Annotated in this window: 19 protein-coding genes and 2 pseudogenes; 15 read left to right on the plus strand and 6 right to left on the minus strand. The window is 61.3% G+C overall.

Annotated features, from left to right (window positions below; translation table 11 throughout):
• The first annotated feature begins 330 nt into the window (after positions 1-330).
• From ACSQ3Z_RS04510 to ACSQ3Z_RS04520, 3 genes are all read left to right on the plus strand, one after another.
• Positions 331-915: a recombinase family protein gene (locus tag ACSQ3Z_RS04510; RefSeq protein WP_436170159.1), complete on the plus strand. Its 585-nt coding sequence runs from the start codon at positions 331-333 to the stop codon at positions 913-915.
• A 278-nt stretch (positions 916-1,193) separates the two neighbouring features.
• Positions 1,194-1,730 carry a hypothetical protein gene (locus tag ACSQ3Z_RS04515; protein WP_436170160.1) on the plus strand — a complete coding sequence of 179 codons (537 nt, stop codon included), beginning with the start codon at positions 1,194-1,196 and terminating at the stop codon, positions 1,728-1,730.
• A 239-nt stretch (positions 1,731-1,969) separates the two neighbouring features.
• The gene (locus tag ACSQ3Z_RS04520) at positions 1,970-2,044 is read left to right on the plus strand and encodes a hypothetical protein (protein ID WP_436171832.1); all 75 of its coding nucleotides are present in this window, start codon (positions 1,970-1,972) and stop codon (positions 2,042-2,044) included.
• Positions 2,045-2,588: 544 nt separating this feature from the next.
• On the opposite strand, the gene ACSQ3Z_RS04525 is transcribed toward ACSQ3Z_RS04520, so the two are convergent.
• The gene (locus ACSQ3Z_RS04525; protein ID WP_436170161.1) at positions 2,589-5,105 is read right to left on the minus strand and encodes a beta strand repeat-containing protein; all 2,517 of its coding nucleotides are present in this window, start codon (positions 5,103-5,105) and stop codon (positions 2,589-2,591) included.
• Between the two features lie 986 nt (positions 5,106-6,091).
• On the opposite strand from ACSQ3Z_RS04525, the gene ACSQ3Z_RS04530 reads away from it, so the two are divergent.
• Entirely contained in the window at positions 6,092-8,023 is a 1,932-nt protein-coding gene (locus ACSQ3Z_RS04530) for an EAL domain-containing protein (RefSeq protein WP_436170162.1), read from the plus strand.
• A 266-nt stretch (positions 8,024-8,289) separates the two neighbouring features.
• Here the strand turns inward: ACSQ3Z_RS04530 and ACSQ3Z_RS04535 are convergent, their stop codons facing one another.
• Positions 8,290-8,574: a hypothetical protein gene (locus ACSQ3Z_RS04535; protein WP_436170163.1), complete on the minus strand. Its 285-nt coding sequence runs from the start codon at positions 8,572-8,574 to the stop codon at positions 8,290-8,292.
• A 247-nt stretch (positions 8,575-8,821) separates the two neighbouring features.
• Between ACSQ3Z_RS04535 and ACSQ3Z_RS04540 the strand changes: the two genes are divergently transcribed.
• From ACSQ3Z_RS04540 to ACSQ3Z_RS04560, 5 genes and pseudogenes are all read left to right on the plus strand, one after another.
• Complete coding sequence (locus ACSQ3Z_RS04540; protein WP_436170164.1) at positions 8,822-10,606, plus strand: type I secretion system permease/ATPase; 1,785 nt, start codon at positions 8,822-8,824, stop codon at positions 10,604-10,606.
• A gap of 113 nt (positions 10,607-10,719) precedes the next feature.
• Positions 10,720-12,051, plus strand: a complete 1,332-nt coding sequence (locus tag ACSQ3Z_RS04545; RefSeq protein WP_436170165.1) for an HlyD family type I secretion periplasmic adaptor subunit — start codon at positions 10,720-10,722, stop codon at positions 12,049-12,051.
• A 199-nt stretch (positions 12,052-12,250) separates the two neighbouring features.
• A pseudogene (locus ACSQ3Z_RS04550) lies at positions 12,251-12,884 on the plus strand (tetratricopeptide repeat protein); the annotation flags it as partial.
• A gap of 80 nt (positions 12,885-12,964) precedes the next feature.
• Positions 12,965-13,405, plus strand: coding sequence for an RES family NAD+ phosphorylase (locus tag ACSQ3Z_RS04555; protein WP_436171833.1), 441 nt, complete (start codon positions 12,965-12,967; stop codon positions 13,403-13,405).
• Positions 13,406-13,441: 36 nt separating this feature from the next.
• Complete coding sequence (locus tag ACSQ3Z_RS04560) at positions 13,442-13,834, plus strand: hypothetical protein (protein ID WP_436170166.1); 393 nt, start codon at positions 13,442-13,444, stop codon at positions 13,832-13,834.
• Positions 13,835-13,866: 32 nt separating this feature from the next.
• On the opposite strand, the gene ACSQ3Z_RS04565 is transcribed toward ACSQ3Z_RS04560, so the two are convergent.
• The gene (locus ACSQ3Z_RS04565; protein WP_436170167.1) at positions 13,867-15,150 is read right to left on the minus strand and encodes a tyrosine-type recombinase/integrase; all 1,284 of its coding nucleotides are present in this window, start codon (positions 15,148-15,150) and stop codon (positions 13,867-13,869) included.
• A gap of 787 nt (positions 15,151-15,937) precedes the next feature.
• On the opposite strand from ACSQ3Z_RS04565, the gene ACSQ3Z_RS04570 reads away from it, so the two are divergent.
• Positions 15,938-17,533 carry an ABC transporter substrate-binding protein gene (locus ACSQ3Z_RS04570; RefSeq protein ID WP_436170168.1) on the plus strand — a complete coding sequence of 532 codons (1,596 nt, stop codon included), beginning with the start codon at positions 15,938-15,940 and terminating at the stop codon, positions 17,531-17,533.
• A 242-nt stretch (positions 17,534-17,775) separates the two neighbouring features.
• Here ACSQ3Z_RS04570 and ACSQ3Z_RS04575 read toward each other — a convergent pair whose 3' ends face one another.
• Positions 17,776-19,953, minus strand: coding sequence for an adenylate/guanylate cyclase domain-containing protein (locus tag ACSQ3Z_RS04575; protein WP_436170169.1), 2,178 nt, complete (start codon positions 19,951-19,953; stop codon positions 17,776-17,778).
• Positions 19,954-20,229: 276 nt separating this feature from the next.
• On the opposite strand from ACSQ3Z_RS04575, the pseudogene ACSQ3Z_RS04580 reads away from it, so the two are divergent.
• The 3 genes and pseudogenes from ACSQ3Z_RS04580 to ACSQ3Z_RS04590 all read left to right on the plus strand — a co-directional run.
• Positions 20,230-20,349 (plus strand): annotated as a pseudogene (locus tag ACSQ3Z_RS04580) (dihydrofolate reductase family protein); the annotation flags it as partial.
• A 32-nt stretch (positions 20,350-20,381) separates the two neighbouring features.
• A complete protein-coding gene (locus ACSQ3Z_RS04585; RefSeq protein WP_436170170.1) occupies positions 20,382-21,005 on the plus strand; it encodes an MBL fold metallo-hydrolase in 624 nt (207 codons plus the stop codon).
• A gap of 120 nt (positions 21,006-21,125) precedes the next feature.
• Positions 21,126-21,656, plus strand: coding sequence for a dihydrofolate reductase family protein (locus ACSQ3Z_RS04590; RefSeq protein WP_436170171.1), 531 nt, complete (start codon positions 21,126-21,128; stop codon positions 21,654-21,656).
• 75 nt (positions 21,657-21,731) lie between these two features.
• Here the strand turns inward: ACSQ3Z_RS04590 and ACSQ3Z_RS04595 are convergent, their stop codons facing one another.
• A complete protein-coding gene (locus tag ACSQ3Z_RS04595) occupies positions 21,732-23,405 on the minus strand; it encodes a winged helix-turn-helix domain-containing tetratricopeptide repeat protein (protein WP_436170172.1) in 1,674 nt (557 codons plus the stop codon).
• 89 nt (positions 23,406-23,494) lie between these two features.
• Between ACSQ3Z_RS04595 and ACSQ3Z_RS04600 the strand changes: the two genes are divergently transcribed.
• Together ACSQ3Z_RS04600 and ACSQ3Z_RS04605 are read left to right on the plus strand one after the other, a co-directional pair.
• Positions 23,495-23,848, plus strand: coding sequence for a hypothetical protein (locus ACSQ3Z_RS04600; RefSeq protein WP_436170173.1), 354 nt, complete (start codon positions 23,495-23,497; stop codon positions 23,846-23,848).
• 268 nt (positions 23,849-24,116) lie between these two features.
• Entirely contained in the window at positions 24,117-24,506 is a 390-nt protein-coding gene (locus ACSQ3Z_RS04605; protein ID WP_436170174.1) for a hypothetical protein, read from the plus strand.
• A 90-nt stretch (positions 24,507-24,596) separates the two neighbouring features.
• Here ACSQ3Z_RS04605 and ACSQ3Z_RS04610 read toward each other — a convergent pair whose 3' ends face one another.
• Positions 24,597-25,484 carry a sigma-70 family RNA polymerase sigma factor gene (locus tag ACSQ3Z_RS04610; protein WP_436170175.1) on the minus strand — a complete coding sequence of 296 codons (888 nt, stop codon included), beginning with the start codon at positions 25,482-25,484 and terminating at the stop codon, positions 24,597-24,599.
• Positions 25,485-25,497: the final 13 nt, after the last annotated feature.

Here is a 25,497-nt window from a genome sequence, read left to right on the forward strand (position 1 = left end):
TCAATCTGCTGATCAAGCGGCTTGATGGAGAGCGTGTGCCAGCCGTCGACCGTCGTGCAGACCGCCTTCCTGAGAGCGAAGGGTCTGATTTACGTCCATAGAGAAGCTCGCAGCCGAGTCTGCGGCGGCCTGCTCCTGACTTCTGCTGCCTTCTGCCCCACTGAAGGGCGGCCTGAAGACGCCAGAAGACATGCGAGCAACACGTCCGCATGGGCAGGGTCCACCGGACGTCCGGACAAGCACCTCGTTCTGCGTCCAGAAGAATGGGTATTGACTTTTGGACGCGTCTGACTCACAACCCTAGATGCTATTGGACATCGGGGGCTTGGTATGCAGATTGGATACGCAAGGACGTCGACGGAAGAACAGGTGGCTGGGCTGGAGGCGCAGGTGCGTGATCTCCAGGCTGCCGGTTGCGAGGAGGTCTTCTCGGAACAGGTGTCGGCTCTAGGCGACCGGAAGGAACTGGAACGCGTCCTCAAGTTCCTGCGAAAGGGCGACACGATGGTGATAACCAAGATCGATCGTCTTGCCCGCAACACGCGGACTCTCGGCGAGATTGTCGACGACCTTCATGGGCGCGGCATAGGGCTGAAGGTGCTTCAGTTCGGAAACGAGACGGTGGACACGACGGGCGCGTATGGTCGGCTGATGCTGAACATGTTCGCGGCCTTCGCGGAGTTCGAACGCGACCTGATGAAAGAGCGCCAGAAGGAAGGTATCGCCAAGGCCAAGGCGGAGCAGAAGTACAAGGGCCGAAAGCCCACCGCCCGCGCAAAGGCAGGTGAAGCGGTCGAGTTGTTCCACCAAGGAAAGACTGTGTCCGAAGTGGCCAAGGCTGTTGGCATCGGGCGTGGTTCGGTGTATCGCGCCCTGGAGGCTGCGGGCCTCAAGGAGACCGCACCTTCGCAATGACTCAGACCGGGTCGTAGATGCGCCCTGGAGAGTCGCGGCGCAATTCCGGCTCCCCAACTACTCCCGCGCCGCCCTGCCCATCCTTGACCCTCTGTGTGGCCGTGGGGAGAGGGGTGGCTATTTTGACGAATTGGGGGTTCGCTGTTGGACCAGATTTCTCCGGATATCACCACCCTAGACGACGAAGATGACGAACGAGATCGCCCGTTCAACGCCTATCGGTTCGCCGCATCCGACAACGGTAAGGGCATCGTCGCGGAAGCTATCAAGCTCAGAAGATGTACAAGCGCCGCGCCTGGGACCAGGAGACCTTCGACCTGACCGTGGACGCCATCCTGTCCGACCTGATGCACCATCACCTCGTGGACTATCCCGAGGGAATCCACGTCATCCGCTCCAACAGGGTCTTGGGGACGAAAGGTCGGTATAGGCCGCGAGCCTACAGCAAGGTCTTTCCACGCATCCTGGACCTCCTAGCCAAGCCCGAGTTGGGTTATGTGCGCCAGGACAAGGCTGCTCCGATACTTGGAGCTTTCAAATCGACGGTTATCCGACCAGGTCCGACCCTGCTTGCGCGAATAGATGACGCCGACATCGCCACCGACGACCTCGACGAACATCCACACGGCGAGACGATCATCCTCAGTACGACGACACACCCATCACGGATCGTTATCGCCGAGAGCTTGATGACATCAATCGATGGCTGGCTGCCGCCGACCTCCAGTATGATCGCCGGGGCATTCCTTGGCCGCACACGTCCTTCGACATCGGCGACAGACGGTTACCCCGCATCTTCACCCAGGCGCGGTTGAACGTGGCGTTGATGTTGACGTTGACGCTCTGCGACACAGGGTCGAGCTCGAGCAGCCTTTGCTTTTCCTTGATCGCGGTCGCCGCCGCCGCCGGCTGGCCCAGCTCATGAGCGACCAGCGTTTCGCGCGTGATCATCTGCTTATCGGCAAGCTGATCGATCAATTCCCGCAGCCTGGCGCGCACCAAGCCAACGGCGATGAACCAGCGGGCCAAGGTAAGAGCAATGGACGCCGAGGGCATGACCCGGACGGCAATTGCAGCGATGCTCGGGATCAGCGAGCGTAGCGTCTATCGGGCACTGGTCGCCGCATGAGGCATAAGCCGCGCTGGTGCCCATGAGCCATTAGATCTCGGCTATGGTTGCCCGGCTCAACTGGTTCTGGGAGGGGCAGCGCATGCAGGTGCCGACGATGTCGGTTACGAGCTGCCGCTTTGTAGCCCGCCTCGATGTAGCTTTCGCGCTGCGTGTCCTTCGGCGACCATTCGGCAGAACAGTTCCTGCCGCGCGTTGATCTCCGGTCGGGGGCTCGTCGGGCTGATACGTGCCGCCACGGCCGCGAAGGTTAGATCACCGCGCGAATTTTCTCAACGATGCCTGAATGACGGAGTTGCTTCAATCCGAACCACCCGCGCTTCATGACACCAGGTGGGGAGGGGAAGTGGCGCATCTCCTTCCCGGCATGGTCTCCACATCTGGCCGGCGACCAAATAGCGCTTGGTGCGATACGCCAAGGGCGTTTCGACGACCCGATCGTCAAGGCGTACCTCGCCGGTAGACTTGAAGCCGGTGCGCCCTTTAGCTAGATGACGAACAAGTCAAATGATTTAGCGCCGCGAGAGGCCGGGCCGAGAGACTCTCAGAAAATGAAGTCGGCCGCAATCAAACTGCTCACCCCCGTGAGGTTGATGGCCAGTTCAGCGCTCGAGGTATTCCCATCGATATCGACATAGACTGTCGAATTTCCGCCGGAGGCCGAATACCATACGCCATTGACGGTCGCGGCTGTGCCGCCAAAGGCAAAAGTATCATTTACTCCCCCAGGGATGGCGTCGATCGCCGAGAGGTCGATTGCATCTCCACCGGTCAAGCCGGCACCTTCGAAATCGGTGATGGTGTCGCCCGTGTCGAGAAGCGAAAGATACGCAAAAGTGTCGTCGCCAGTGCCTCCATTCAGCGTGTCGGCCCCATAGCCGCCCGTGATCAGGTCGCTACTGTCTTGCCCGTAAATCGTATCGGCTCCGGAACCTCCATAAATGGAGTCGCTCCCACTGCCACCGCCTGGACTTACCGGGGGCTCTCCGCCGTAAAGAGTGTCATTTCCAGTGCCACCGTACATTGTGTCATTTGAACTTCCACCAGTAATCGTATCAGCACCGGTTTGGCCATAAAGGGAAACGTCGGCACCGTTTTGGCCATTTATGATGTCATCTCCATCATGTCCAAAGACATTATCAGATCCGTTTCCGGCATTGATCGTATCGGAACTATTAGTTCCGTTATAACTCTCACTCTCACTCGTTCCACTGATAACTGTGACTGTGACGGTTGAAGATGCCGCTCCCCCAGCCGCGTCGAAATCGTTCGGATCGCCACTACCAGTAAATACCGGCGGCAGGCTAACACCATCATTGGTATCGCCGACGGTGACGGCGATGGCCTGGGTGTCGGTGCTGATGCCGTCGGAGACCCGCACCTGCACGTCGTAGACGTTGTCGGCGCCGGCGTCGGCGGGGTTCTCGAAGTCGGGTGCCGAGACGAAGGCCAGCACGCCGGTGATGGGATCTATGGTGAACAGGGCGGCGTCCGCGCCGCCGACGATTGCGTAAGTCAGCGTCGCGCCGGCATCGGCGTCGGTGGCGGTCACCGTGGTGACGGCGGTGGCGTTCTCGGCGACCGCGACCGAAGCGCTCGCCCCGCCGCCGTTGGAGGTGATCGCCGGGGCATTGTCGTTGACGTCGCCGACGGTGACGGCGATGGCCTGGGTGTCGGTGCTGATGCCGTCGGAGACCCGCACCTGCACGTCGTAGACGTTGTCGGCGCCGGCGTCGGCGGGGTTCTCGAAGTCGGGTGCCGAGACGAAGGCCAGCACGCCGGTGATGGGATCTATGGTGAACAGGGCGGCGTCCGCGCCGCCGACGATTGCGTAAGTCAGCGTCGCGCCGGCATCGGCGTCGGTGGCGGTCACCGTGGTGACGGCGGTGGCGTTCTCGGCGACCGCGACCGAAGCGCTCGCCCCGCCGCCGTTGGAGGTGATCGCCGGGGCATTGTCGTTGACGTCGCCGACGGTGACGGCGATGGCCTGGGTGTCGGTGCTGATGCCGTCGGAGACCCGCACCTGCACGTCGTAGACGTTGTCGGCGCCGGCGTCGGCGGGGTTCTCGAAGTCGGGTGCCGAGACGAAGGCCAGCACGCCGGTGATGGGATCTATGGTGAACAGGGCGGCGTCCGCGCCGCCGACGATTGCGTAAGTCAGCGTCGCGCCGGCATCGGCGTCGGTGGCGGTCACCGTGGTGACGGCGGTGGCGTTCTCGGCGACCGCGACCGAAGCGCTCGCCCCGCCGCCGTTGGAGGTGATCGCCGGGGCATTGTCGTTGACGTCGCCGACGGTGACGGCGATGGCCTGGGTGTCGGTGCTGATGCCGTCGGAGACCCGCACCTGCACGTCGTAGACGTTGTCGGCGCCGGCGTCGGCGGGGTTCTCGAAGTCGGGTGCCGAGACGAAGGCCAGCACGCCGGTGATGGGATCTATGGTGAACAGGGCGGCGTCCGCGCCGCCGACGATTGCGTAAGTCAGCGTCGCGCCGGCATCGGCGTCGGTGGCGGTCACCGTGGTGACGGCGGTGGCGTTCTCGGCGACCGCGACCGAAGCGCTCGCCCCGCCGCCGTTGGAGGTGATCGCCGGGGCATTGTCGTTGACGTCGCCGACGGTGACGGCGATGGCCTGGGTGTCGGTGCTGATGCCGTCGGAGACCCGCACCTGCACGTCGTAGACGTTGTCGGCGCCGGCGTCGGCGGGGTTCTCGAAGTCGGGTGCCGAGACGAAGGCCAGCACGCCGGTGATGGGATCTATGGTGAACAGGGCGGCGTCCGCGCCGCCGACGATTGCGTAAGTCAGCGTCGCGCCGGCATCGGCGTCGGTGGCGGTCACCGTGGTGACGGCGGTGGCGTTCTCGGCGACCGCGACCGAAGCGCTCGCCCCGCCGCCGTTGGAGGTGATCGCCGGGGCATTGTCGTTGACGTCGCCGACGGTGACGGCGATGGCCTGGGTGTCGGTGCTGATGCCGTCGGAGACCCGCACCTGCACGTCGTAGACGTTGTCGGCGCCGGCGTCGGCGGGGTTCTCGAAGTCGGGTGCCGAGACGAAGGCCAGCACGCCGGTGATGGGGTTGCCCGCGAAGAGTCTCTGGGGGTTTGTCGACGATCCAGATCCAACCGGCGGGTCATGTCCCTTCGAGCCGTCTAGTGGCTTCTTGTCCGTACTCGTCGCCTCGGTTCTGACTGTATCTTCTGCGGGTGACGAAGCCGTACTCGATTCAAATTTGCCAGGACGATCAACCGTTTCGTCGCCGGTCGCCATTCCTTCGCGGGCGAGCAAAGATGCATCCGGGCTGCCGGTATTGATTTCGAGCGGCTCCGAGGCAGAAGAGACCTCGAGCGCGGACTTCAACGCGAGCACCGCAAGAATAAGGGCGTTGAGCACACTGATGGCAACGACGGCGGGAAATGCTGTAAAACCGGTCTGTGCGAGACGCCGCCCTGGTGCCATCACACCCTTAGCGGCGCTCATCATCGGGCGACATGTGCGGACAAGACCAATTATCGCGCCGCCAGCAAAAGCGAACAGGAAGAGCTTTCCAGCGATCGAAAGGCAGACCAATACGAAAACGCCAACCCGACTAGGCTTGCCCGCCCGGGCGTCTAGCTCATTTGTTCGCGAGCTTGGTACCACCACACCGTCTATAGGTTTTCAATAGTTAACGGCCGATCCCTGGTCGCATTCCTCTATATCCGGGCACTTTCTAAATTTTTCTGTAACCTTCGGCGGGCTACGCTTCATCCCGAAGGTGTTCGCATGGCATGGATAATGACGTGTCAATTAATTACTGAAAAAAGGAAGGTTTGATGGCCAAGGGCTTTGCACAATCCCTGTTAGCCCGCTCATGGTACCGACCATCCACTGACGTCGTGCACCCTGGCCCCGAACTAATGCATGCGTAGGAGCGATTGTTCATCGCTCGTCAACGAACCCGAGCTCGGAATATGAGTCCTGTATGGTACCTTGTCCTGCCAACTCTCGCAGTCGTTGATTTTGCGATTGGCATCACTGCAATCTCGTTGCCCGACGCGATGAGAGATACTGTGATCGAGGCGACGCATCGAAGCAGTGTGGAACTGGCGAATCAATTCAAATTGACGCGTGACGATCAGAGTCGTTACCTGAGCGCTCTTCTAAAGAGATATGCCGATGCAAACTCAAATACCCAACTTGATACTAATATCCCGTTCAAATTTCATTTGGAGAATTTCCGAAAAGGAATATCTGGAGAAGTCAATTTAACTTCTACCACCCCATACCTTATATTTAATACAGGAAAGGGCCGGTTGGATGATTTTCAGGCAAAAGCTTGGGAGGCTTTCCAAGAGAATTCCGATGTTGTTCTTGAGAGACTGGAAATCATGGGGGGCCAACGCTCGCTACGAGTAGCTGTTGCCGATCACATGACCAATTCGATTTGCATTTCTTGCCACAACAGCAACACGCAATCCGGGAAACACGACTGGAAAATTGGTGACGTTAGCGCCGTACTTGAAGTGACCAGGCGTGTTGAACCTTATTTGGCCGCCGCGGAACAACGCAGCAACATAATTGTAGGGAGCCTTGCGGTTGGCGGTTGTGCCGTCGCACTTGTCCTCATCGCATTCACCGGTCTGATCGCCCGTCGCACACAAGAGAAGCAGGAGGCTGACTGGGCATCCAGCATCAAGATTACCCACCTCGCCCGGCACGACTCATTGACGGGCCTCATAAATCGCGCGGTCTTCATGGAGAAGATCGAGGAGGCCTGCGCCGGCCTACGCCTGCGCGACGAGACATTTAACGTCCTATTGCTGGATTTGGATCGGTTCAAAGCGGTAAACGATATGCTCGGACACCCCGCCGGAGATGCGCTGCTCCAGGAGGTGACGCAGCGCTTGAGATCTGCGCTGCGCGAAGCCGATGTCCTGGCGCGGCTTGGCGGCGACGAGTTCGCGATCATCATCAGGTCGGAGACCAATCCGCGTGGATTCGCAACCGAGCTCGCGAACCGAATTATCGGCGCCATTTCAGAACCGTTCGGTATCGACGGGAACCAAGTGAACGTCGGCGTCAGTGTCGGGATCGCCGCGGCTCCGGACGACGGCGCCGACCCAGTCGATCTGGTCAAGAAGGCCGACATCGCGCTCTATCAGGCAAAAGCGGGCGGTCGGAGCCGCTACTGCTTCTTCGATGCCGGGATGCTCTCCGATCTGGATGCCCGTAACCGGCTCGAACACGACCTGCGCGGGGCGATATCAAGTAAGGCACTGGAACTCCACTATCAGCCCATCGTCGATGCCAAGACTGGAATACCTTGCGGCGTGGAGGCCCTGGCGCGCTGGCATCACCCGGAGTTGGGAATGGTCGCAGCCGACAGGTTCATTCCTCTCGCCGAACAAACCGGACTTATAGTGCCGCTAGGGGAATGGATCCTGCAGAAGGCGTGCGCCGACGCGGCCGGCTGGCCGGAACATATCAAGGTAGCAGTCAATCTGTCTCCTATGCAGTTCAAACAGACCAATCTGCTAGATGTCGTCATGTGCGCACTTGTCGAGTCCGGGCTGCCGCCGCAACGTTTGGAGCTGGAGGTCACGGAGACGGTGTTTCTGGCAAACGATCCGGAGCACTGGGCCGTCCTGCGTCAGCTCAAGGGACTCGGGATATCGATCGCTCTCGACGATTTCGGGACCGGCTATTCGTCGCTCAGCCACGTGACGATGTTCCCATTCGATAAGATAAAGATCGACAAGTCGTTCACGCAGGACATGACAAAAAGCGCCAGTTGCGCCGCGGTTATTTCATCGACACTCGCCATTGGTCGCGGTCTTGACATGACCACTACCGCCGAGGGCGTTGAGACCATGGAGCAATTCGAGCTTCTGCGCGCGAGTGGCGTCACGTTCGTGCAGGGCTATTTGTTCGGAGAGCCTGGCCCCGCTTCCAAACTTGAATTCAGCCGCGTGGGCAACGTGCAAATCAATAACGCGGCCTAGTCTAGCGATGGCGTTTGATCGTGACTGCGCAGCGGAGCCTGATTGACGATCTCGAGGACGCCATTGCGGCAATAAAATGTCGCAGACAGCCGTGAGAACATCGTAGCGGCGTGCAAATTCTGCAATCGTCTACTGGGCGGCCGAAAGGCGAAATTCAGGCGAATCGGGCGTTCGACTTTCTTCCTTTCGGCAGGACAGTTCCTGTCGCGCGTCGATCTCCGGTCGGGGGTTCGTCGGACTGATACGTGTCGCGATGGCCGCGAAGGTTAGATCACCGCGCGAATTTTCTCAACGATGCCTACTTCCTCGTGCCCTCGGCGATCACCATCATGTTCGGCTCGGCGAGGTCGCGTGTGCAGGAAGGCCCGGCTGCTTTGCGGCATCAGGCTCGCCGCATCAACACGATCTGCGGTCCGCTGTTGCTGTCGTTCGTGCCGAAGCTTGCGCCACGCCGACGGAAGGCTCTGTTCCCAGCGCGTGAAATCCCGGATCATCCAGTCGCGATCGGGCAGTTGCACGTCGAACATCGGCGGCAGCACAAGCCCCATCATTACGCCAACCCAAATTTGGAAACTAGGATGACCGGCGGAATGGAAGTCCTCCGAACGGCTATGCACGCAACGCGGCAACGGAGGTAAAAACAGAAAGGACACGGCGCTGAACGCTGCGGTAGACGGCGTTAACTTCAACGATACTTTTGAGCTCGATAATGCGCTCTTTGGCCAGCAAGGGGTACCGTCCACTCGACTACTCAAGGCCTGTTGGAGCGGCCGAGCGGATTTACCGGCGGGACTTTCAATGGCGCGCGGAACCAAATTCCCCTATCTGGGAAGGAGCCTGATCGAGATCGGCATCTTTTCGGCGGTGAGCAACGTGTTGCTGCTGGTGATGCCACTGTATCTGCTGCAGATCTACGACCGCGTGCTGCCGGCCAACAGCATGAGCACATTGATCTATATCAGCCTGCTCGCTGCTGCGGCGCTGGTGGTGCTCGGCATGCTGGAGATCATCCGCGCCTATTATGCCGACAAGGTCGCCTCGCGGCTCGACACACAGATCGGCTCCGATGCATTCCTCGTGTCGATGACCGCGCCGCGCGCCGCGCTCGGCGACGTGCAGCCGCTGCGCGACCTGCAGACGATCCGCACCTTCATCAACTCGCGCTCGCTGTTCTTCCTGTTCGACCTGCCGTTCTCGCCGTTCTTCATCGCGCTGCTCTACCTGATCCATCCGGTGTTGTTCTTCGTCACGCTGTTCGGGGCCTTCGTGATGGTGGGCGTCGCGCTCGCCAACCAGAAGGCGACCGCCAAGCCCGGACAGCAGGCGGCCGACTCCATGATGGTCTCCATGAACATGGCGCAGTCGTTCGGTCGCAACTTCGAGACCGTGCGCGCCCTCGGTATGGTGTCGAACGTGACCGAGGTGTGGGGCAAGAAGTTCGCCGAGTCGCTCAACCAGGCGGCCAGCGCCTCGCGCCGCAACGCGCTGTTCGGCGGCTTCTCGCGCACCACGCGCCAGCTCTTGCAGAACGGCATATTGGGCGCCGGCGCCTATCTGGTGCTGCAGAACGAGATGACGGCGGGGATGATCTTCGCCTCCTCGATCATCTCGGGCCGCGCCCTGCTGCCGCTAGACCAGATCATCGGCGGCTGGCGCCAAGTGACCGACGCCGACCGCGCCTGGAAGCGGCTGAGGAGCATCGACACCTCCGCGACCACCGTCAACAAGGATAGCATCAAACTGCCCGACCTCAAGGGCGCTGTCGCGATCGAAGGCCTGATCTACTATCCGCCGGACGCCGACCGCGCCGCTGAGCCGCTGATCAAGCGGATCGGTCTGCGCATCGAGCCCGGCGAGACGGTGGCCATCATCGGTCCGAGCCGCGCCGGCAAGTCGACGCTCGCCCGCCTCATCGTCGGTGCCATCAAGCCGCATGCAGGCGTCATACGCCTCGATGGCGCCGACATCCAGAATTTCGATTCCGACCAGCTCGGCCGTCACATCGGCTACCTCAGCCAGGAGGTCGAGCTGTTTCCGGGCACGATCGCCGAGAACATCTCGCGCTTCGAGCCGAACGTCGACGACGCGGCGATCTTGCGCGCCGCCGAGGTTGCCGAGACGCACAAGCTGATCCTCGCCCAGAAGAACGGCTACGCGACGATGATCGGCGCGACCGGCGTGCGCCTGTCTGGTGGCGAGCGCCAGCGCATCGGGCTCGCCCGGGCATTCTATCGCGATCCCAAGGTGATTATGCTCGACGAGCCGAACGCCAATCTAGACGCCGAGGGCGAGCAGGCGCTGGAGCGCGCCGTGCTCAACGCCAAGCAACGCGGCACGACCGTGCTGTTGATCACGCACCGGCCGTCGATCGCCGCCAAATGCGACCGCATCCTGATGCTGCGCGAGGGCGTGGTCGAGATGTTCGGCCCGGCCCAGGACGTGCTGCAGAAGCTCGCGCAGGGCGCCGGGACGCCGCTGAAGCCGCCGGCGCCGGACGCGCAGCCGCAGGCCCAGCAGCCGCAACGCGAGCCGGCGGCGGCGCAGCCGTCCGCCTCGTTCGTGGCGGTGATGCGCGCCAACTGATGGTGTCGGATCGAAAGCGTGAGCGGCTTTCGGGATGAATCCGAAGTGGAAACAAGAGATAGAGCGCGAGTTCCGATCTCGTTGGAACTGGCGCACCCTGGGGCGGGATTTCGATGGCAAAAAAGCCGCGCATCTATGACTGGACGAAATCGGTCGACACTAGCACGGCAAATGTCTCGCGCTTCGGCTATGCATTCATCATCGTCTGCCTCGGCGGCTTCGGCCTGTGGGCCTCGACCGCTCCTTTGGCCGGCGCTACCATCGCCCCAGGCTACGTCGCCGCGGCCGGGCAGAACATGATGATCCAGCACCTCGAAGGCGGGATCATCAAGACTATCGGCGCGCGCGAGGGCGATCACGTCAAGGCGGGACAGCCCTTGCTGACGCTCGACTCGACGACGGCCGAGGCGCAGCTCAATCGCATGCTGAAGCAGCTTGCGGCACTGCGCGCCAAGTCGATGCGGCTCGAAGCCGAGCGCGACCTCGGGAGCAAGCTCGTCATCCAGGCCGATATCGTGCGCAGTTCGCGCGGCGACGGCTTTCCCGACGTCGTGGCCGAGCAGCAGGTCGAGTTCAACGCGCGTTATGCGCGCTACATCGCCGAGCGCGAGATCCTCAAGCAGCGCATCCAGGCTCTCCGCGAGGCGATGAGCGGCCTCGACCAGCAGAAGAAGGCGAGCGAGAACCAGCTGAAGATCGTTCGCGAGGAAATCGAGCGCAAGAAGCAGCTGCTCGAGGACGGCCTCACCAACCGCACCGAATACACCAATTTGCTGCGCGTCGAGGCCGAGCTGATCGGCCAGGTCGGCTCGCTGCAGTCGCAGATTGCCAGCTCGTCGACACAGGTCGTCGAGACGAAGCAGCAGATCGAGCGGCTCACCACGGCGCGCGTCGAGGACGCCGTCGCCGAGCTCAACTCCGAGCGGGCGACGATCGCTGACGTCGAGGAGCAGGCGCGGGCCGCGCAGGCGATCCTCGACCGCACTGTGATCCGCGCTCCCGCCGACGGCATCATTGTGCGCTCGGTCCACAATTCGCCGCAGGCCGTGATCAGGGCCGGCGAGCCGTTCATGGAGCTACTGCCCACTTCCGACCTGTTGGTCATCGAGGCGCGCATCAGCCCGCACGACATCGACACGCTGCGCATCGGCCAGCAGGCGCGCCTGCATTTCTCTGCGCTCAACGCACGCATCACGCCGCAGGTGGACGGTACGGTCACCTACATCTCGGCCGACCGCCTGGTCGACCAGGCGTCCGGCCAGCCCTTCTACACCGCGCGACTCAAGATCACCGACGACCTGCCACCAGAGGTGTCGCGCGACAAGATCTATCCGGGCATGCCGGTCGAGACCTACATCTCGACGGGCGAGCGCACCTTCGTCGAGTATCTCGTGCGGCCGCTGCTGGATTCCTTCGGCCGTGCCTTCCGCGAGTCGGACTTGTAGGTATCGCGTGAGCAATAGCCCGAAAAATTAACTGTTGCTCAGTTCGGAGTCTCCTGTGAAATTTAGCCAACGTGAAGTGAATGCTCGCTCATATCCGGCTACCTCCCTGACGATGGGGAAATTCGGCAATTTGCGGGGTCGAACGGGTGCGACTCGTTCCCCGTGGCCGTCCCGTAGACCTTCGGTCCCGAGGTAGGCGGCTGCCGATGTTGCCGAACGCGCGGTGCGGCTTGATCCGAGCGACGCTGAAGCACACGCGGTGTTTGGTATGAGTCTTGCCGATATGGGCGACATCGCCCGTGCCAAGGCTGAGTTGGACACGGCCCTCCGTCTTGCTCCCGGTTCGTCTGAAATTCTGACTTTCTATTCGGGCTTTGCAGCACGCTTCGGTGAACCCGAACACGGCGCTCAGATTGTCGATCAAGTAATGCGGCTCGACCCGAACTACCCGATGTGGACATCCAACTTTTTCCGGTGCCTATTTTATGGCCGGCCGGTATGAGGACGCGTTGAAGATGCTGGAGCGCATAGCGCCTAACAACTACCAAAAGTGGAATTGGGTGGTGCGTAGCAGCTCCCTTGCAGCACTGGGTCGAATCGATGAGGCGAATGCTTCGGTTAGGGAAACTCTCAAGCACCACCCGGACCTGACCGTCGAGAGCATCATCAATGAATCCGGCATGAGCACGACAGAGCGCAGTCGTTTCATAGAGACAATGCCGCTAGCTGGCTTCCCGGCGTGCGCCAAGACCGGGGCGCTGGCAAAACTCGCCAAGCCTGTGCGGCTGCCGGAATGCGAGGCAGAGGAGGCGCAGCCTCTCGGGCAGCCATAGAACAGCTCGGTCGCAAAGGAGGTGTTAGCCGCTGATCGCCCCGGCACTGGCGGGCGGCCGCGCCAATGTGACCGGCAGGCATCCCGTATCTTTACCTGGGATCGATGCCAGAAACGGCGGCCGCCGAAATCCGACCACATACAGGCGAGGTCGCCTGTGTCGCGGACTTTACAATTCCCGAGATCCAGGCGGTCGACCTGCGCAATCCGCGCAAGCTTGTATCTCCCTTCATCCTCGAAGATGCCGGCGCCATCGGCCAGCTGCGCGCAGATCTACCGTTTCTTGAGCGACTCGGTGAGGAGTTGACCAGACCCGTGCTGCCGTCGGGCGCCGCGATTGATTACATCCCCAGCCAGTATCTTTGCGAATTCATCAAGAAGAGCGGCTTCGACGGCGTCGTTTATCGCAGCTCAGTAAGTGACGGCATCAATTTGGCCCTGTTCGATCCTAGCAAGGCCCAGGGCGGCGTCGTTGCCATATACAACGTCGACCGAGTCTCAGTTCAAGTCTCGCAAGCCTAGACCCCGGCCCGAGGGGTCGGTGCCGACGACGAACCTATGATGGGCGCCTGCGAACGGTATCCAACGTCACGGGAAAGCCCATGGGGCCGCAGCGGCGAGCTAACGGTCGCGCACTACGGCAGCAACTCGCAAGAGGGTTGGGCGGGCTCCCGCGCCACGCTCCCAGGCCATGACGAATGCGAAGCCGAAGACGAGCATGGCGGCGACGTGCTCGACGAGCCGCATGACGGCAGAGACGATGACGAGTACGAACTGGGCTGGACAGAGCACATCGACCAGCACCTCGCCGGCAAGGTCGAGCCAAAGACTTGGAACCGCCCCGAAGGTGAGCCGCTGCTAAGCTGGTGCGAAAACCACGGTAAGGGCGTGATGCTTGGTGAACCGGCGGACGATCGCGAAGGCGACGACGAGCAGCCAGACCACTACTGACTTCTGCAAATTTGCAGAAGTGGCCCGCTGCCTCACGGTGGCGGGGTTTTCTCTTTGATGATCTGCCGGACCAACTCCGCCCATGCGTCGAGCGCGCGGCGCTTCTCTCGCAGATAGTCGTTGACGTCGTAGTGTTGCGCCGTCACCGCCGCGCCTCCGCCAGTGTCGCCCGCATGGGCAAGAACCTGCGACACGATGAACCGAGGAATCCCTAACCGCTCGCTGGTCATGATCGAGGCACCTGTCCGTCGCAGGTCATGTGGGGAAGCCTGCGATAGTTTCAGGTCCGAAACGAGTCTCGCCATGGCGCGAGAAAAGGCGCGGCGATCGAGGTGCGCGTCTTGGCCATCCTCGACCCGTGGCGACGCAAAAACGTACTCGCTGCCATTGCCTTCGGTCAGGCGAGCGGCTTCGTCGACCAAGGTGAGAGCGAGGTCTGACAGCGGCACAAAATGAGGGCGCTTGCCCTTCATTCGCGCGGCAGGAATCAGCCAGGTCTTGGATGCACGGTCGATCTCATCCCAACGCATGCCGACCACCTCACCGCCGCGCTGTAGCGTGACTGTGGCCATGCGCAGCGCCACTCCCATGAGGGCGCCGGACGTGTCCCAAGCGCTCCAGACAGCCAGCAACTCGGCATCGGTTAGGACGCGCTGACGCGGCTTCGACATTGATACGGCGATGTCCAGAGCGGGATTGTGCTCGATCACGCCCTCGCGCACCGCATAGGCCATCATCTGGCGGATGATGTTACGACAGTGCCGGCCATTCGATGCCGCCTTTCTCCCTTGCAGCGCGACGAAATCCTTAATCTCGTTGCGCGTGATGGTCGCGACGCCTCGATCGCCAAACTTGGGCTTTACCAGCGTTTCGAAGATGCGCTTCTCCTCGCCAATCGTACTCGGACGCTTCGGCTTGGCTACAGGGCCGCCTCGATGCGTACCGGCCGCTGCTGCCTCGAAATAGGCCTCGCCCAACCCAGAGAACGCATGCAAGCGCTTGCGCCGCTCCTCTGCCTTGGCTTCCTTCGCGACCGCTACGGGATCGACGCCAACGGCAACCTCGCCCTTGGCGGTCCTGGCCAACGCGCGGGCTTTCGAGAGCCCGATCGTCGGGAACTTCCCAAGGCTCTTGCGTCTCTGCTCGCCTGCGGCATTGCGATACCGTACCGACCAAGTCCGAACGCCATTCTCGGTGACGCGGAAAATCAGGCCCGGCTCTTTGTCGTCACGCAGCTCCAGCCGCTTATCGGCTTCGGGCATGACGGTCTTCAGAAAGTCATCGGTCAGCTTGGGCAAAGGGACACTGGGGGGCACGCCGGGGGCACAAAAACGTTGCAGGGCTCCGCACTATCTTGCACACTGCCGCACAATGAGCAAATCAGAAAGCCTAGGTTTTCAGCTATTTATGAGCCATTCGGCATTTCTTCGCACAAACCCGCACGAAAATCTGACCAGACTACGAATCTGGGGATCAGGAGTTCGAATCTCTTCGGGCGCGCCAATTTTCCACCACTCCAGAACAAACTGGGAACCGGGCAGTTTCTCACCCGAGGCAGGCGAGCACTCAAGAGACACCCGGGTTCCGCTTAGCGACCGGCGGCTTTGCGCCTCATGTCGGCCGTAGGAGATCAGCTTTGCCTCTGCCTGAAAGCCGACATCTCAAGAGCAGACCGGCGGTCGTGGTTGCGCCACAAGCGGAATCCCTGGCGCGCGTCCAGGGTCCATCAATTGCCTCTGATATTGGACAGCGCGTCCTTACGTAAATGCCAACCAGAGCTTCATTCTGGAGTGCCACGAGCGCAGGTAGCGGTTCAACCAGAGCCGGAACGGCTTGTGCTGCCGCTGGTCCAAACCAACCCAGTCGCTTCAGGCGCCTCCCTTGCATGTAGCACGCGTCGCGAGCGTCGGCTGTTTGCCCGCCACACTCGGGCGCGCTATGATCCGTCGCGGGCCGAAACCGTTGGCCCGCGACGGAGTAACTAAACAAGAGCAAGAACGAACAGAAGAGGTTACCCGCCCATCTCGTGAGGGGATGCGCCGCCTCGTTTCCTTTTCTTGGGCATGCCCGTTCTCCATCTGGATCTGAAGGAGAAACCAGGAAATGACGGAATTCGAATTGAAGCTGCAGTCGGCCGCCAAGCTTGCCGCGAAAGGCAGGGTTTCGCGTCGTGACTTTGTTCAACTGGCGCTCGCCGCCGGCCTTACCGCCTCGGCCGCCAATGCGATGTTCGTGCAGGCGGTGCGCGCCGAGCCCAAGAAGGGCGGCACCTTGAAGATTGGCATGGGCGAGGGCTCCGCCACCGATACACTGGACCCGGGTCTCTCCCTCAACTCGTTCACCGGCACCGCGCTATTTGGAACCTTGTCGAACAGCCTGACCGAGATCGATTCCAAGGGCAACGTGGTCCCCGACCTCGCCGAAAGCTTTGAGCCGTCAGACGGCGCCAAGAAGTGGGTGTTCAAACTGAGGAAAGGCGCCACCTTTCACAATGGCAAGTCGGTTACCGCCGATGATGTCGTGGCCTCGGTCAGGCATCACACCATCGAGGGCACGAAATCGGTGGCGAAATCGCTCTTGGCTTCGGTCAAGAATGTCGTCGCCGACGGTGCCGAGACGGTCGTGTTCGAACTCGACGGCGGCAACGCCGACTTCCCCTACATCATGTCGGACCTCCCGATCGTGCCGGCAAAAGAGAGCGGCATCGACTGGGAGTCGGGCATCCGCACCGGCCCCTATATGCTCGAGAAATTCGAGCCCGGCGTCATCGCCACCTTCAACAAGAACCCGAACTACTTCAAATCCGACAGGGGCTGGTTTGACCGTGTCGAATGCCTGGCGATCAATGATGTAACGGCGCGCACCAACGCGCTCTATACCGGCGAGGTCCACTACATGGATCGCTGCGATCTGAAGACGCTCGACATTCTGAAGCAGAACCCCGATCTCGTGATCTCGGAGACGACGGGCTACGGCCACTACGTCTATGTCATGAACGTCCAGAAGGCGCCCTTCGACAATCCCGATGTGCGCAATGCGATCAAATACTCGCTCAATCGCGACGAGATCGTGCAGAAGGTGTTTCTCGGCCACGGCGCCATCGGCAACGACAATCCGATCGCACCGACCGTCAAGTTCGCGACCGATCCGCAGCCGAAGCACGTCTACGACCCCGACATGGTCAAGAGCCTCCTCAAGAAGGCGGGGGCCGAGAACACCCAGTTCGACCTGTCGGTCGCGGATGCCGGCTTCACGGGTGCGACCGACTCCGCTCTCCTCTGGCAGGAGCATGCCCGGGCGGCCGGGCTCAACCTGAATGTGATCAGGGAGCCCAATGAAGGCTACTGGGACAATGTTTGGCTCAAGAAGCCGTTCTACGCCTCTTACTGGGCCGGCCGGCCGAGTTGCGACTGGATGCTCACCACCGCCTATGCGGCGGAAGCCGTGTGGAACGAAACGTTCTGGAAAAATCCGCGCTTTAATGAGCTGCTCGTCGCCGCCCGCTCGGAGACCGACGATACCAAGCGTGCCGGCATGTATGCCGAAATGCAGCAATTGCTGCATGACGACGGCGGGCTCATTAATCTCGTCTTCAACTCCTATGTCGATGCCCACACCAAGGCTCTCGCCCATGGCGAGGTGGCTTCGAACTGGCCGATGGACGGGCAGAAGATCGCCGAACGCTGGTGGTTCGCCTAGAGCAATTCCAGGAAAAGTGCGTAGCGGTTTTCCGTCCGGAATTGCGTCAAAACAAATGCTTAGAGCGGGTCGGCGATTCTATCAAAAACTGAACCGCTCTAGGCCGTGTACTCATAAATTGGGATGGCGAACTGGACGCGTTTGATGTCTCCTTGTCCCCCAACGGCGGCTCCGGAGCGGACATCGCAGCGCGTCCGAGTTGGACCACAAGCGGAAATCCCTGGCGCGCGTCTAAGGGTCCATCAATTGCCTCTGATTTTGGACAGCGCGTCCTTTGCGTAAGCGCCAATCAGAGCTTCATTCTGGAGAGCCACGAGCGCAGGTATCGCAGCTCGTGCCGAAGGCCCGACCTTTCCCAGCGCCTCGATGGCCTCCCGGCGGAGATATTCAACCTTAAGCGCTTCAACCAGAGCCGGAACGGCTTGTGCTGCCGCTGGTCCAAACCAACCCAGTCGCTTTGCTGCATATTGCTGGGAAAAGGGATTGCCGGTCCCAAGCTCTGCTTCCAGGCTCGTAACGGTGACGTCCAGCGGCAGCGCAGCGACACGGACACCGTCATTCAGGCGCTCCCGGACGCTTGCGTGTTCATAATCCCATTTGAACGAGAGGTGTAAGGTGTCGGGAAGGTTTTCGAGCCCTTTCTGGTCTACACCCGGTCGGAACTTCAGTAGCATTTGCCTCGCTTCTTCCCGGCGACCGAGCTGCGCCAGCACCGAACTGAGAGGTAGAAAGAGCGCAGTTGCGTCTGGGTTTCGCCTGACGCCTTCTCCGAACACCTCAGCCGCTTGTTTCAGATCACCCATTGCAAAAAGCGCCAATCCACGAGCGAGAACGTAGTGGCTTGGATAGTTCGGGTTGAGCCGCATGGCGGTCGCGACGAAATTCAGCGCCTCGGCAGGTTCGCCTGAGATCGTCAGCGCCAAAGCCGTTGCGATGTGTGCCTCGGGGTCGTTGGGATCCGATGCAATCGCTCGACCGGCATTCCTGCGTGCATCTTCGGCCAGACCTTGATAAACGTCCCGCAATGCCTCGACCGTATAAGACAGTGAAGTTGGATATTTCTTGGCCAGCTCTACGTAATCGTGAGCTCCCCACCAGAAATATGGTTCGTCCCTACCGAGTTCCTTACCCCAGAGTGACTCAACGACGCGGAAGTAGGCCAGCGCCAGGGCGGCATAAGCGCGCCCATATTCAGGATCAAGTTCAGTTGCTTTTTTCAAGGAAGTGATGGCGGCAGCTGTGTCCTTTGCGTTGTAACGGAGATAAAGGCTCCAACCCTGTTCGAAAGCTTCCTTGGCTGCAATGTTGTCCGGCTTGGCACGGGCAATTTCCGTTTTTTCGGTGGTGGTGAGATTGACCTTCAACGCTTCGACGATCTTTGCGACAAAAACGTCCTGGATCGCAAAAATATCGGCGACGTTTCCATCGAACCTGTCCGCCCACACATGCCCGCCGGTGAGGGCATCAATGAGCTGGGCGTTGACTCGCACCTGCTCGCCGGAGCGGCGGACGCTACCTTCGAGGACGTAACGGACGCCAAGTTCTTCGGCGACCTGGCTGATATTTACCGGCTTGCCGCGGTAAACGAATGTCGAGTTTCGCGCGATCACGAAGAGGCCGGAAACCTTGGAAAGGTCGGTGATCAAATCATCGGTCATGCCGTCAGTAAAGGTCTCTTGCCCCGCCTCGTCGGACATGTTGATGAACGGGAGCACGGCGACTGACGGCTTATCGGGCAGCGGCAGCGCCATCTTCGATTGCGAGGCCACGTCACCGGGTCGAACGAGATCGTCACCAAAGCGCTGCCAAAGCACCAGCCCCGCGACGATCAGAATCAATACTGTGGTCGCGACTGCGATCCAGCGCCGCGTGCCGTCAGGTTTGCGACTTCCTGAGATAACCGGGCTGCGCGGGTCCACTCGGTAGAGGCGAACGGGCTTCTCGATGTTCTTGACACGCTGTTCGCCCAAAAACTCGAACCCGTAGTCCAGCTTCCGCTCGACCTGATCAAATGCTGTTCCCGAAATCAACACGCCTCCCGGCGGCGCCAACCCTTCGAGCCTCGCCGCCACATTCACCCCATCACCGTAGATGTCCGCCCCTTCGATGATGATGTCGCCAAGGTTGATGCCAATGCGGAATTCGAGCTGTTTTTCTTTCGGCAGTTCGGCATTGCACTCTGCCATGGTGCGCTGGATTTCGACGGCGCAGGTGACTGCATCAACAACGCTCGGGAACTCTACCAGCGTACCATCACCCATGAGCTTAACGATTCGCCCATTGTGAGCTGCGATTTTCGGATCGATCAGGTTCTCGCGCGTGCTCTTCAGGCGCGCCAATGTATCGGCTTCATCCGCTTCCATAAGGCGGCTGTAGCCAACGACGTCGGTGGCAAGAATCGCTGCAAGTTTGCGCTGCATGCCAGCTCCAGACGTGGGGCACGCTCGCTGTCATGTTAGGCGAGTTTTGCTCCTGAGCCTAGGGCTGCTCAGCTTCGGGTCAGATCGAGACTTCACGCCTTCCATCAGGCTCCAGCGATCTCCCAGGGCATCGAGAGTCAGATTGATCGGGCAGCCCGAGCGTGGGTCGTTTATGCGCACTCCAAAAACCGATTGCAAGATAAGATCAGTTGACTTACAACCGATTGCATTATGCAAGCAGAACTGCGGATACGCCGCGCGAGGAAAGGAAGTGGCATGGCCGAGCTCGTGTTCGGAATGAACCAGTCCCTGGACGGCTACGTCGACCATATGGCGTTTGCGCCAAGCCCCACGCTCTTCCGCCACTTCATCGGGGACATGCGCGGCCTGGCCGGCGGCGCGCAAAAAATGTTGACGGAGATGAAAAGATGAACGCCTACGCCTCAATCACCATCACGCCAATCCTCGTTGCCGACCTGCTCGCCGAGGGCGAGCGGATGCCAGTCTACGTGCACGTCATCGACCATCCCGGCGCGCGCATACTGGTCGACACCGGCATGACGGAGCTGCACCCGGCGATGGCCGACCTCGATCCCCGCCTCCATCCGCTGAGCAAGCAGGACTTCGACCTCACCGGCATCGACATCGTCGTCAACACACACCTGCACGCCGACCATTGCGGCGGCAACCACCTCTTCGCCGACAAGCCGATCTACGTCCAGCGTCGGGAGCTTGACGACGCCCACAGCGAGGACGACTACACCATTCGCGAGTGGGTCGATGCGCCCGGCGTGCGGTATGTGCCGGTCGACGGCGAACTCGAGCTGCTTCCCGGGCTCTGGCTCGTCCCGGCGCCGGGCCACACAGCCGGCATGCAGGTCGTCGTCGTCGAGACTGGCGGGCGCCCGGTCGTCGTTGGCGGCGACGTGGCGGTTTGGTTTGGCGAGCTTGACGAGCCGCACACCGAAGGCCAGCTGCGGGTGCGCGCGCTCGACCCCGAGTTGGTCTGGCTCGCGCACGAGCACGAGCCGTGGCGACCCCGCACCGTATAAGGCATCACGCCGGCGCTCTCTGGGCGGGCGGGGCAAGCGCATATTAACCTGACTGCGCCCTAGCGCAGACCATATTGCATTGCGCCTCGGTCGCGCGGCGCTTGGGAGGAGAATGAGAGTATGGCTAAGCTCGTGTTCGGAATGAACCAGTCCCTGGACGGCTACGTCGACCATATGGCGTTTGCGCCAAGCCCCACGCTCTTCCGCCACTTCATCGAGGAGGCTCAGGGGCAGGCGGGCAGCGTCTACGGGCGCCAAATGTATGAGGTCATGCGTTACTGGGACGACGATCATCCTGAATGGGATGCAGAGCGATACGCCTTCGCGGTGGCGTGGCGGAACCAGCCGAAATGGGTCGTCTCGCGCTCGTTGAAGTCGGTCGGCCCCAACGCCAGGCTTGTTAAGGATGATCTTGAGGGCTCGATCCGCGAGCTGAAGGCCGAGCGCGACGGGGAGATCGAAGTTGCTGGCCCGGACTTGGCGCAAAGCCTCACTGAACTTGGCCTGATCGATGAGTATCGAATCTACCTGCACCCCGTCGTGCTTGGTCACGGCAAACCATATTTCGCCGGACCCCGGCCGCCGCTCCGCCTTATGACCAATGATCGGATTGGCGAGGATGTGATCAGGTTGACCTACGTTCCTGCTTGATCTCGCGACTCGCCGGATGGAAATCGCCGCTGAAGTCCGGTCTCGGGCTTCTGCCGGGCCGCACACGGTCACCCGTCACTCCGGCAACCCCGCGAACCGCACATGTTCGAGCCATCGGTCGAGACTCCCGGGGGCGGTGTACATCTTCTCCCACTGCCTGCGTTGTTTGCTGATGGAGTCGCCGGGCGAGTCTTTGAGGAAAACCGCAAGCGCTTCCTTTGCCTCCCGCTGGTTTCCCAGACAAGCGTAGATCCCCGCAAGCATTCGGTGTGCGCCACTCGTGATTCTGGACATTTTCCGCATCGCCGTCAGCGCAGCCCCGCAATCGTTCTTTTCGTAGAGCGCCCAGCCCATGTCCCAGTGGAACCAACTAGGGTGGAAAGGATCGATGCCCATAGCCTGCTTGATCCGATCGATAGCTTCGTCGATTCGGCCGGCAAAGATCAGCGGGGCCGCACTGCCGTCGAGGATATTCGAGGCGCTGGGATTCAGGGCGATCGCCTGATCGTACCGTGCAATGGCCTGCTCGATCTCTCCGGCTTCGGTATGAATTTTGGCGCGGGCATAATGCGCGTTGGCATCGTCCGGAGCGAGCAGGATGGCCTTGTCGGCGTATTCGGCGGCGCGCTTCAACGCCTCGTCGGGGTTATTTTCCAGCTTGTGCCAGAATACCGCGTCATTGCGATAGGTAAAGGCCAGCCCGATATAGCCGTACTGGGAGTTCGGATCCGCTTCGATCGCCTTGAGGCTGAACTCCCGTAGCAGCTCGTTCCCCGCGGCAGAGAAATCCTTGTCGGTCTCGGCAAACCCCATCTGGACATAGCGGAGTGCGCTGACCTGCGCGGCGTCGCTCCTTGGCAGCGGGCGCTCGATCCTCCGCCCGACCCGATCCGCAAGCGTGCGGATGATCTCCTCCTGGACGACGAAAAGATCGCCAATCTCCCGATTGTAGGTGTTGGCCCAGACATGCGATCCGTCATGCGCATTCAGCAACTGGGCGGTCACTTTCAGCCAGTCTCCGATCTTCTGCTGGCTGCCTTCGAGCAGGTAGTCGACGCCGAGTTCATCTCCGATCTGCCTGGCGTCAACCGGCTGGTCGCGGTACCTGAAGCTCGAGTTCCGAGCGATGACGGCATAAGTCTTGCTCCGCGCAAGCTCGGTGATGATCCCCTCGGCGACGGCATCGCTGAGATATCCCTTGTCCCCGCCGGTACTGAAGTCGTCGAAGGCAAGGATCGCAATCCGGGGCATGTCGCTCGAACGAACCGGAGCGGCTCGCCATATGTCCGCGCCGTAATATGCGCCGATGGCTGCCGCAACGAGAACGAGTGCACCAAGAACGAAGCTGCGGCGCGGGGATCGCACCTGCGAAGGTCCTACGCCGGCAATGGTGGTCGAGCCTGCTGCGCCCGATGGATCGGCATTCAGCCGGTAACCTCTCTTTGGGAGGGTTTCCACGATCACGTGCCTGTCGTCCCCCAACGCGCGGCGAATATCGGCAATGCATTGAGTAAGGCTGTCGTCGGTCACGAACGTATCGGGCCAGACCGCCTGCATCAGCGCATCCTTGGACACGATCTCGCCCGGTCGCGAAACGAGCAAGGAGAGCACCTCGGCAGTCTGGCTGCGCAGATTGACCGCTTTGCCTTCGACGGTTCGGAGTTCTCTGCTTTTCGTCAGGAAGGCAAAACCGCCGAACGTGATCGTTTCAGCAGATTTCGGCTCAATTTCAGGAGCCGTTCGGGACATTTCACCCTCCTGGCGCGCTTCCTAGTTTAGCCAATTCGGCCTTCGCTTCCAAGCGATCCTTGTAACACACCGGATTGGAAGAGGATGAAATGAAACGCACCAGACTCATCATCGCTCTCGCTCTCCTCTTGGCAGCGCAAACGGCTGCACAGGCGGATTCACGCATCGCGAGACTCTGTGGCCCTGGCCATGTCAACGAGGCTGCCTCGGAAGACGACGTCCGTCCCAACCCCGACGGCTATTATGTTACCAGCATTAGGGAGCAAGTCCGCCAGGGTGACCCTCGCATCATCGTGAGCCCGAGCGAGGAGTTCTATCTCTGCACCCGAGCGGCCGCGACCCCCGATATGGACTCGTCAAAGGCGCTGTTGCTGATGCACGAACGCACCGTGAAGTATCTCTTCGTGCCAGTCATTTGGCGCGGCACACGCTCACCATCCTAAACAGCCGCCCGATCGTAATCCGGGAGATGGAGCCGGTGACGTCAAAGCGCCGGCTCCAACGATTACGCAGGGAACGACCAAAGGTCGCGCAGACTGGCTGGCCGCGTCGGTATTCGGCCCGAAACCGGAGGCCCTGCGTCGCCACTCGGGAATTGTGCGAGCTGGCGACCGGTCCTTTCGTCCGCCGCAATCGCCAGACGGTGATCACCGCACTGCCGCAAAAGAGGCGCAACATTTCCCGATCGGCTGATGATTGGAGGAATGATAGATGAGGCGCGAGGTGGTTCTTGCCGTATTAACTGCGGCCAATTTGGTTTGGCTCCTGGGAATCGGGTTGACGCAAGTCTTGCCGGCGACCGCACAGGGCGGCATGGGCATCGTTCGCGGCAGCGCCTTCGAGCTCGTGGACCCCCGGGGGCGGGTGCGCGCCAGCCTGTCCATCCAGCCCGAGGTCGAAGGGGCGAGCGAAACCGTGCTGTTCCGGCTGATCCATCCCAACGGCCAGCCCTCGGTAAAGATCAGTGCTTCGATGACTGGAGCGGGCTTAAGCTTCGTCGGCGGCGACGACGAGAGCTACATTATCCTCGAAGCGGACGGGCCTGAAAGCCGGCTCAAGATGGTGGAGCAGGACGGGCGCGAGCACCTGGTCTCGCCCTAGCAGGTGCGACTGTTGCCGGCCTCCCGAGTGCTGCGTCTTGTCGTCGACCAGTGATCGGGCCAGAGGGGAGAACCCTCCTAGGGCAACCTTCTAATCGTCGATGAGGCGAATATCCGCGTCAGCGACACAATAGGGCGCATAACGGAAATCGCGGATCGCGACGACTTGCTCGTCCAGCCACTCGACCAGCATGAAGCCGCGCACGGCGCCGTCCGCCTGCGGATCGCGGATCAGGATCGCCGGCCTGCCGTCGACGAAGCCGAGCGACAGCGCCCAGTCGCTGACGCGGTCGTAATTGCCGAAATAGGTCGAGGCCTGCGCCTTGCCGCTGAGGCGGGTGCGGTTGACGACCTCAAGCTGGATATCCTCGGCGATCAGCGCCCTGACCGCGTCGAAGTCGCGCGCGTTGAACAGGTCGACATAGCGGCGCAGGCGCCGCTCGTCGCCAGCGTTGAGCTTTGGCGCGACCGTCTCGTCCGGCATTGATGCCAGCGCTCTCAACTCGCCCCGGCCGCGATGCAGCGCCGCCTTGGTGGCAGCCAGCGTCGCGCCCGTAACCTCGCAGGTCTCGGCAAGGCTGAGGCCAAGCACATCGACGAGGATCACGGCGCTGCGCTGCGCCACCGAAAGCTGCATGAAGCTGCGCAGGCTGGCAGCAGCGGCGAGCCGCGCATCGGCACCGGCGGAAGGATCCTCGATCGTCGTCATGTCGGCCTCGGTCATGCGCGACCGCTCCCGCTGGCGCCGGCGCAGATGATCCTGCGCGGCATTGTGGGCGATGCGAAACAGCCATTGCTCGGGACGCTCGACCAGGACATTGCCGTCGAGCGCCTGCAGCGCCTTCAGCATCGTCTCCTGCACGATGTCCTCGCCGTCGATCACCGAGCCCGACATGCGGGCGCAGTAGCGATGCAGCTTCGGGCGCAGGCCAGCAAGCATCGCCTCGAGTGCCGCGCGGTCGAGTTTTGGTGTGCTCATGGTCCTCGTGCTC

It is taken from the genome of Mesorhizobium sp. LjNodule214, from assembly GCF_964252735.1.
Taxonomy (GTDB): domain Bacteria; phylum Pseudomonadota; class Alphaproteobacteria; order Rhizobiales; family Rhizobiaceae; genus Mesorhizobium.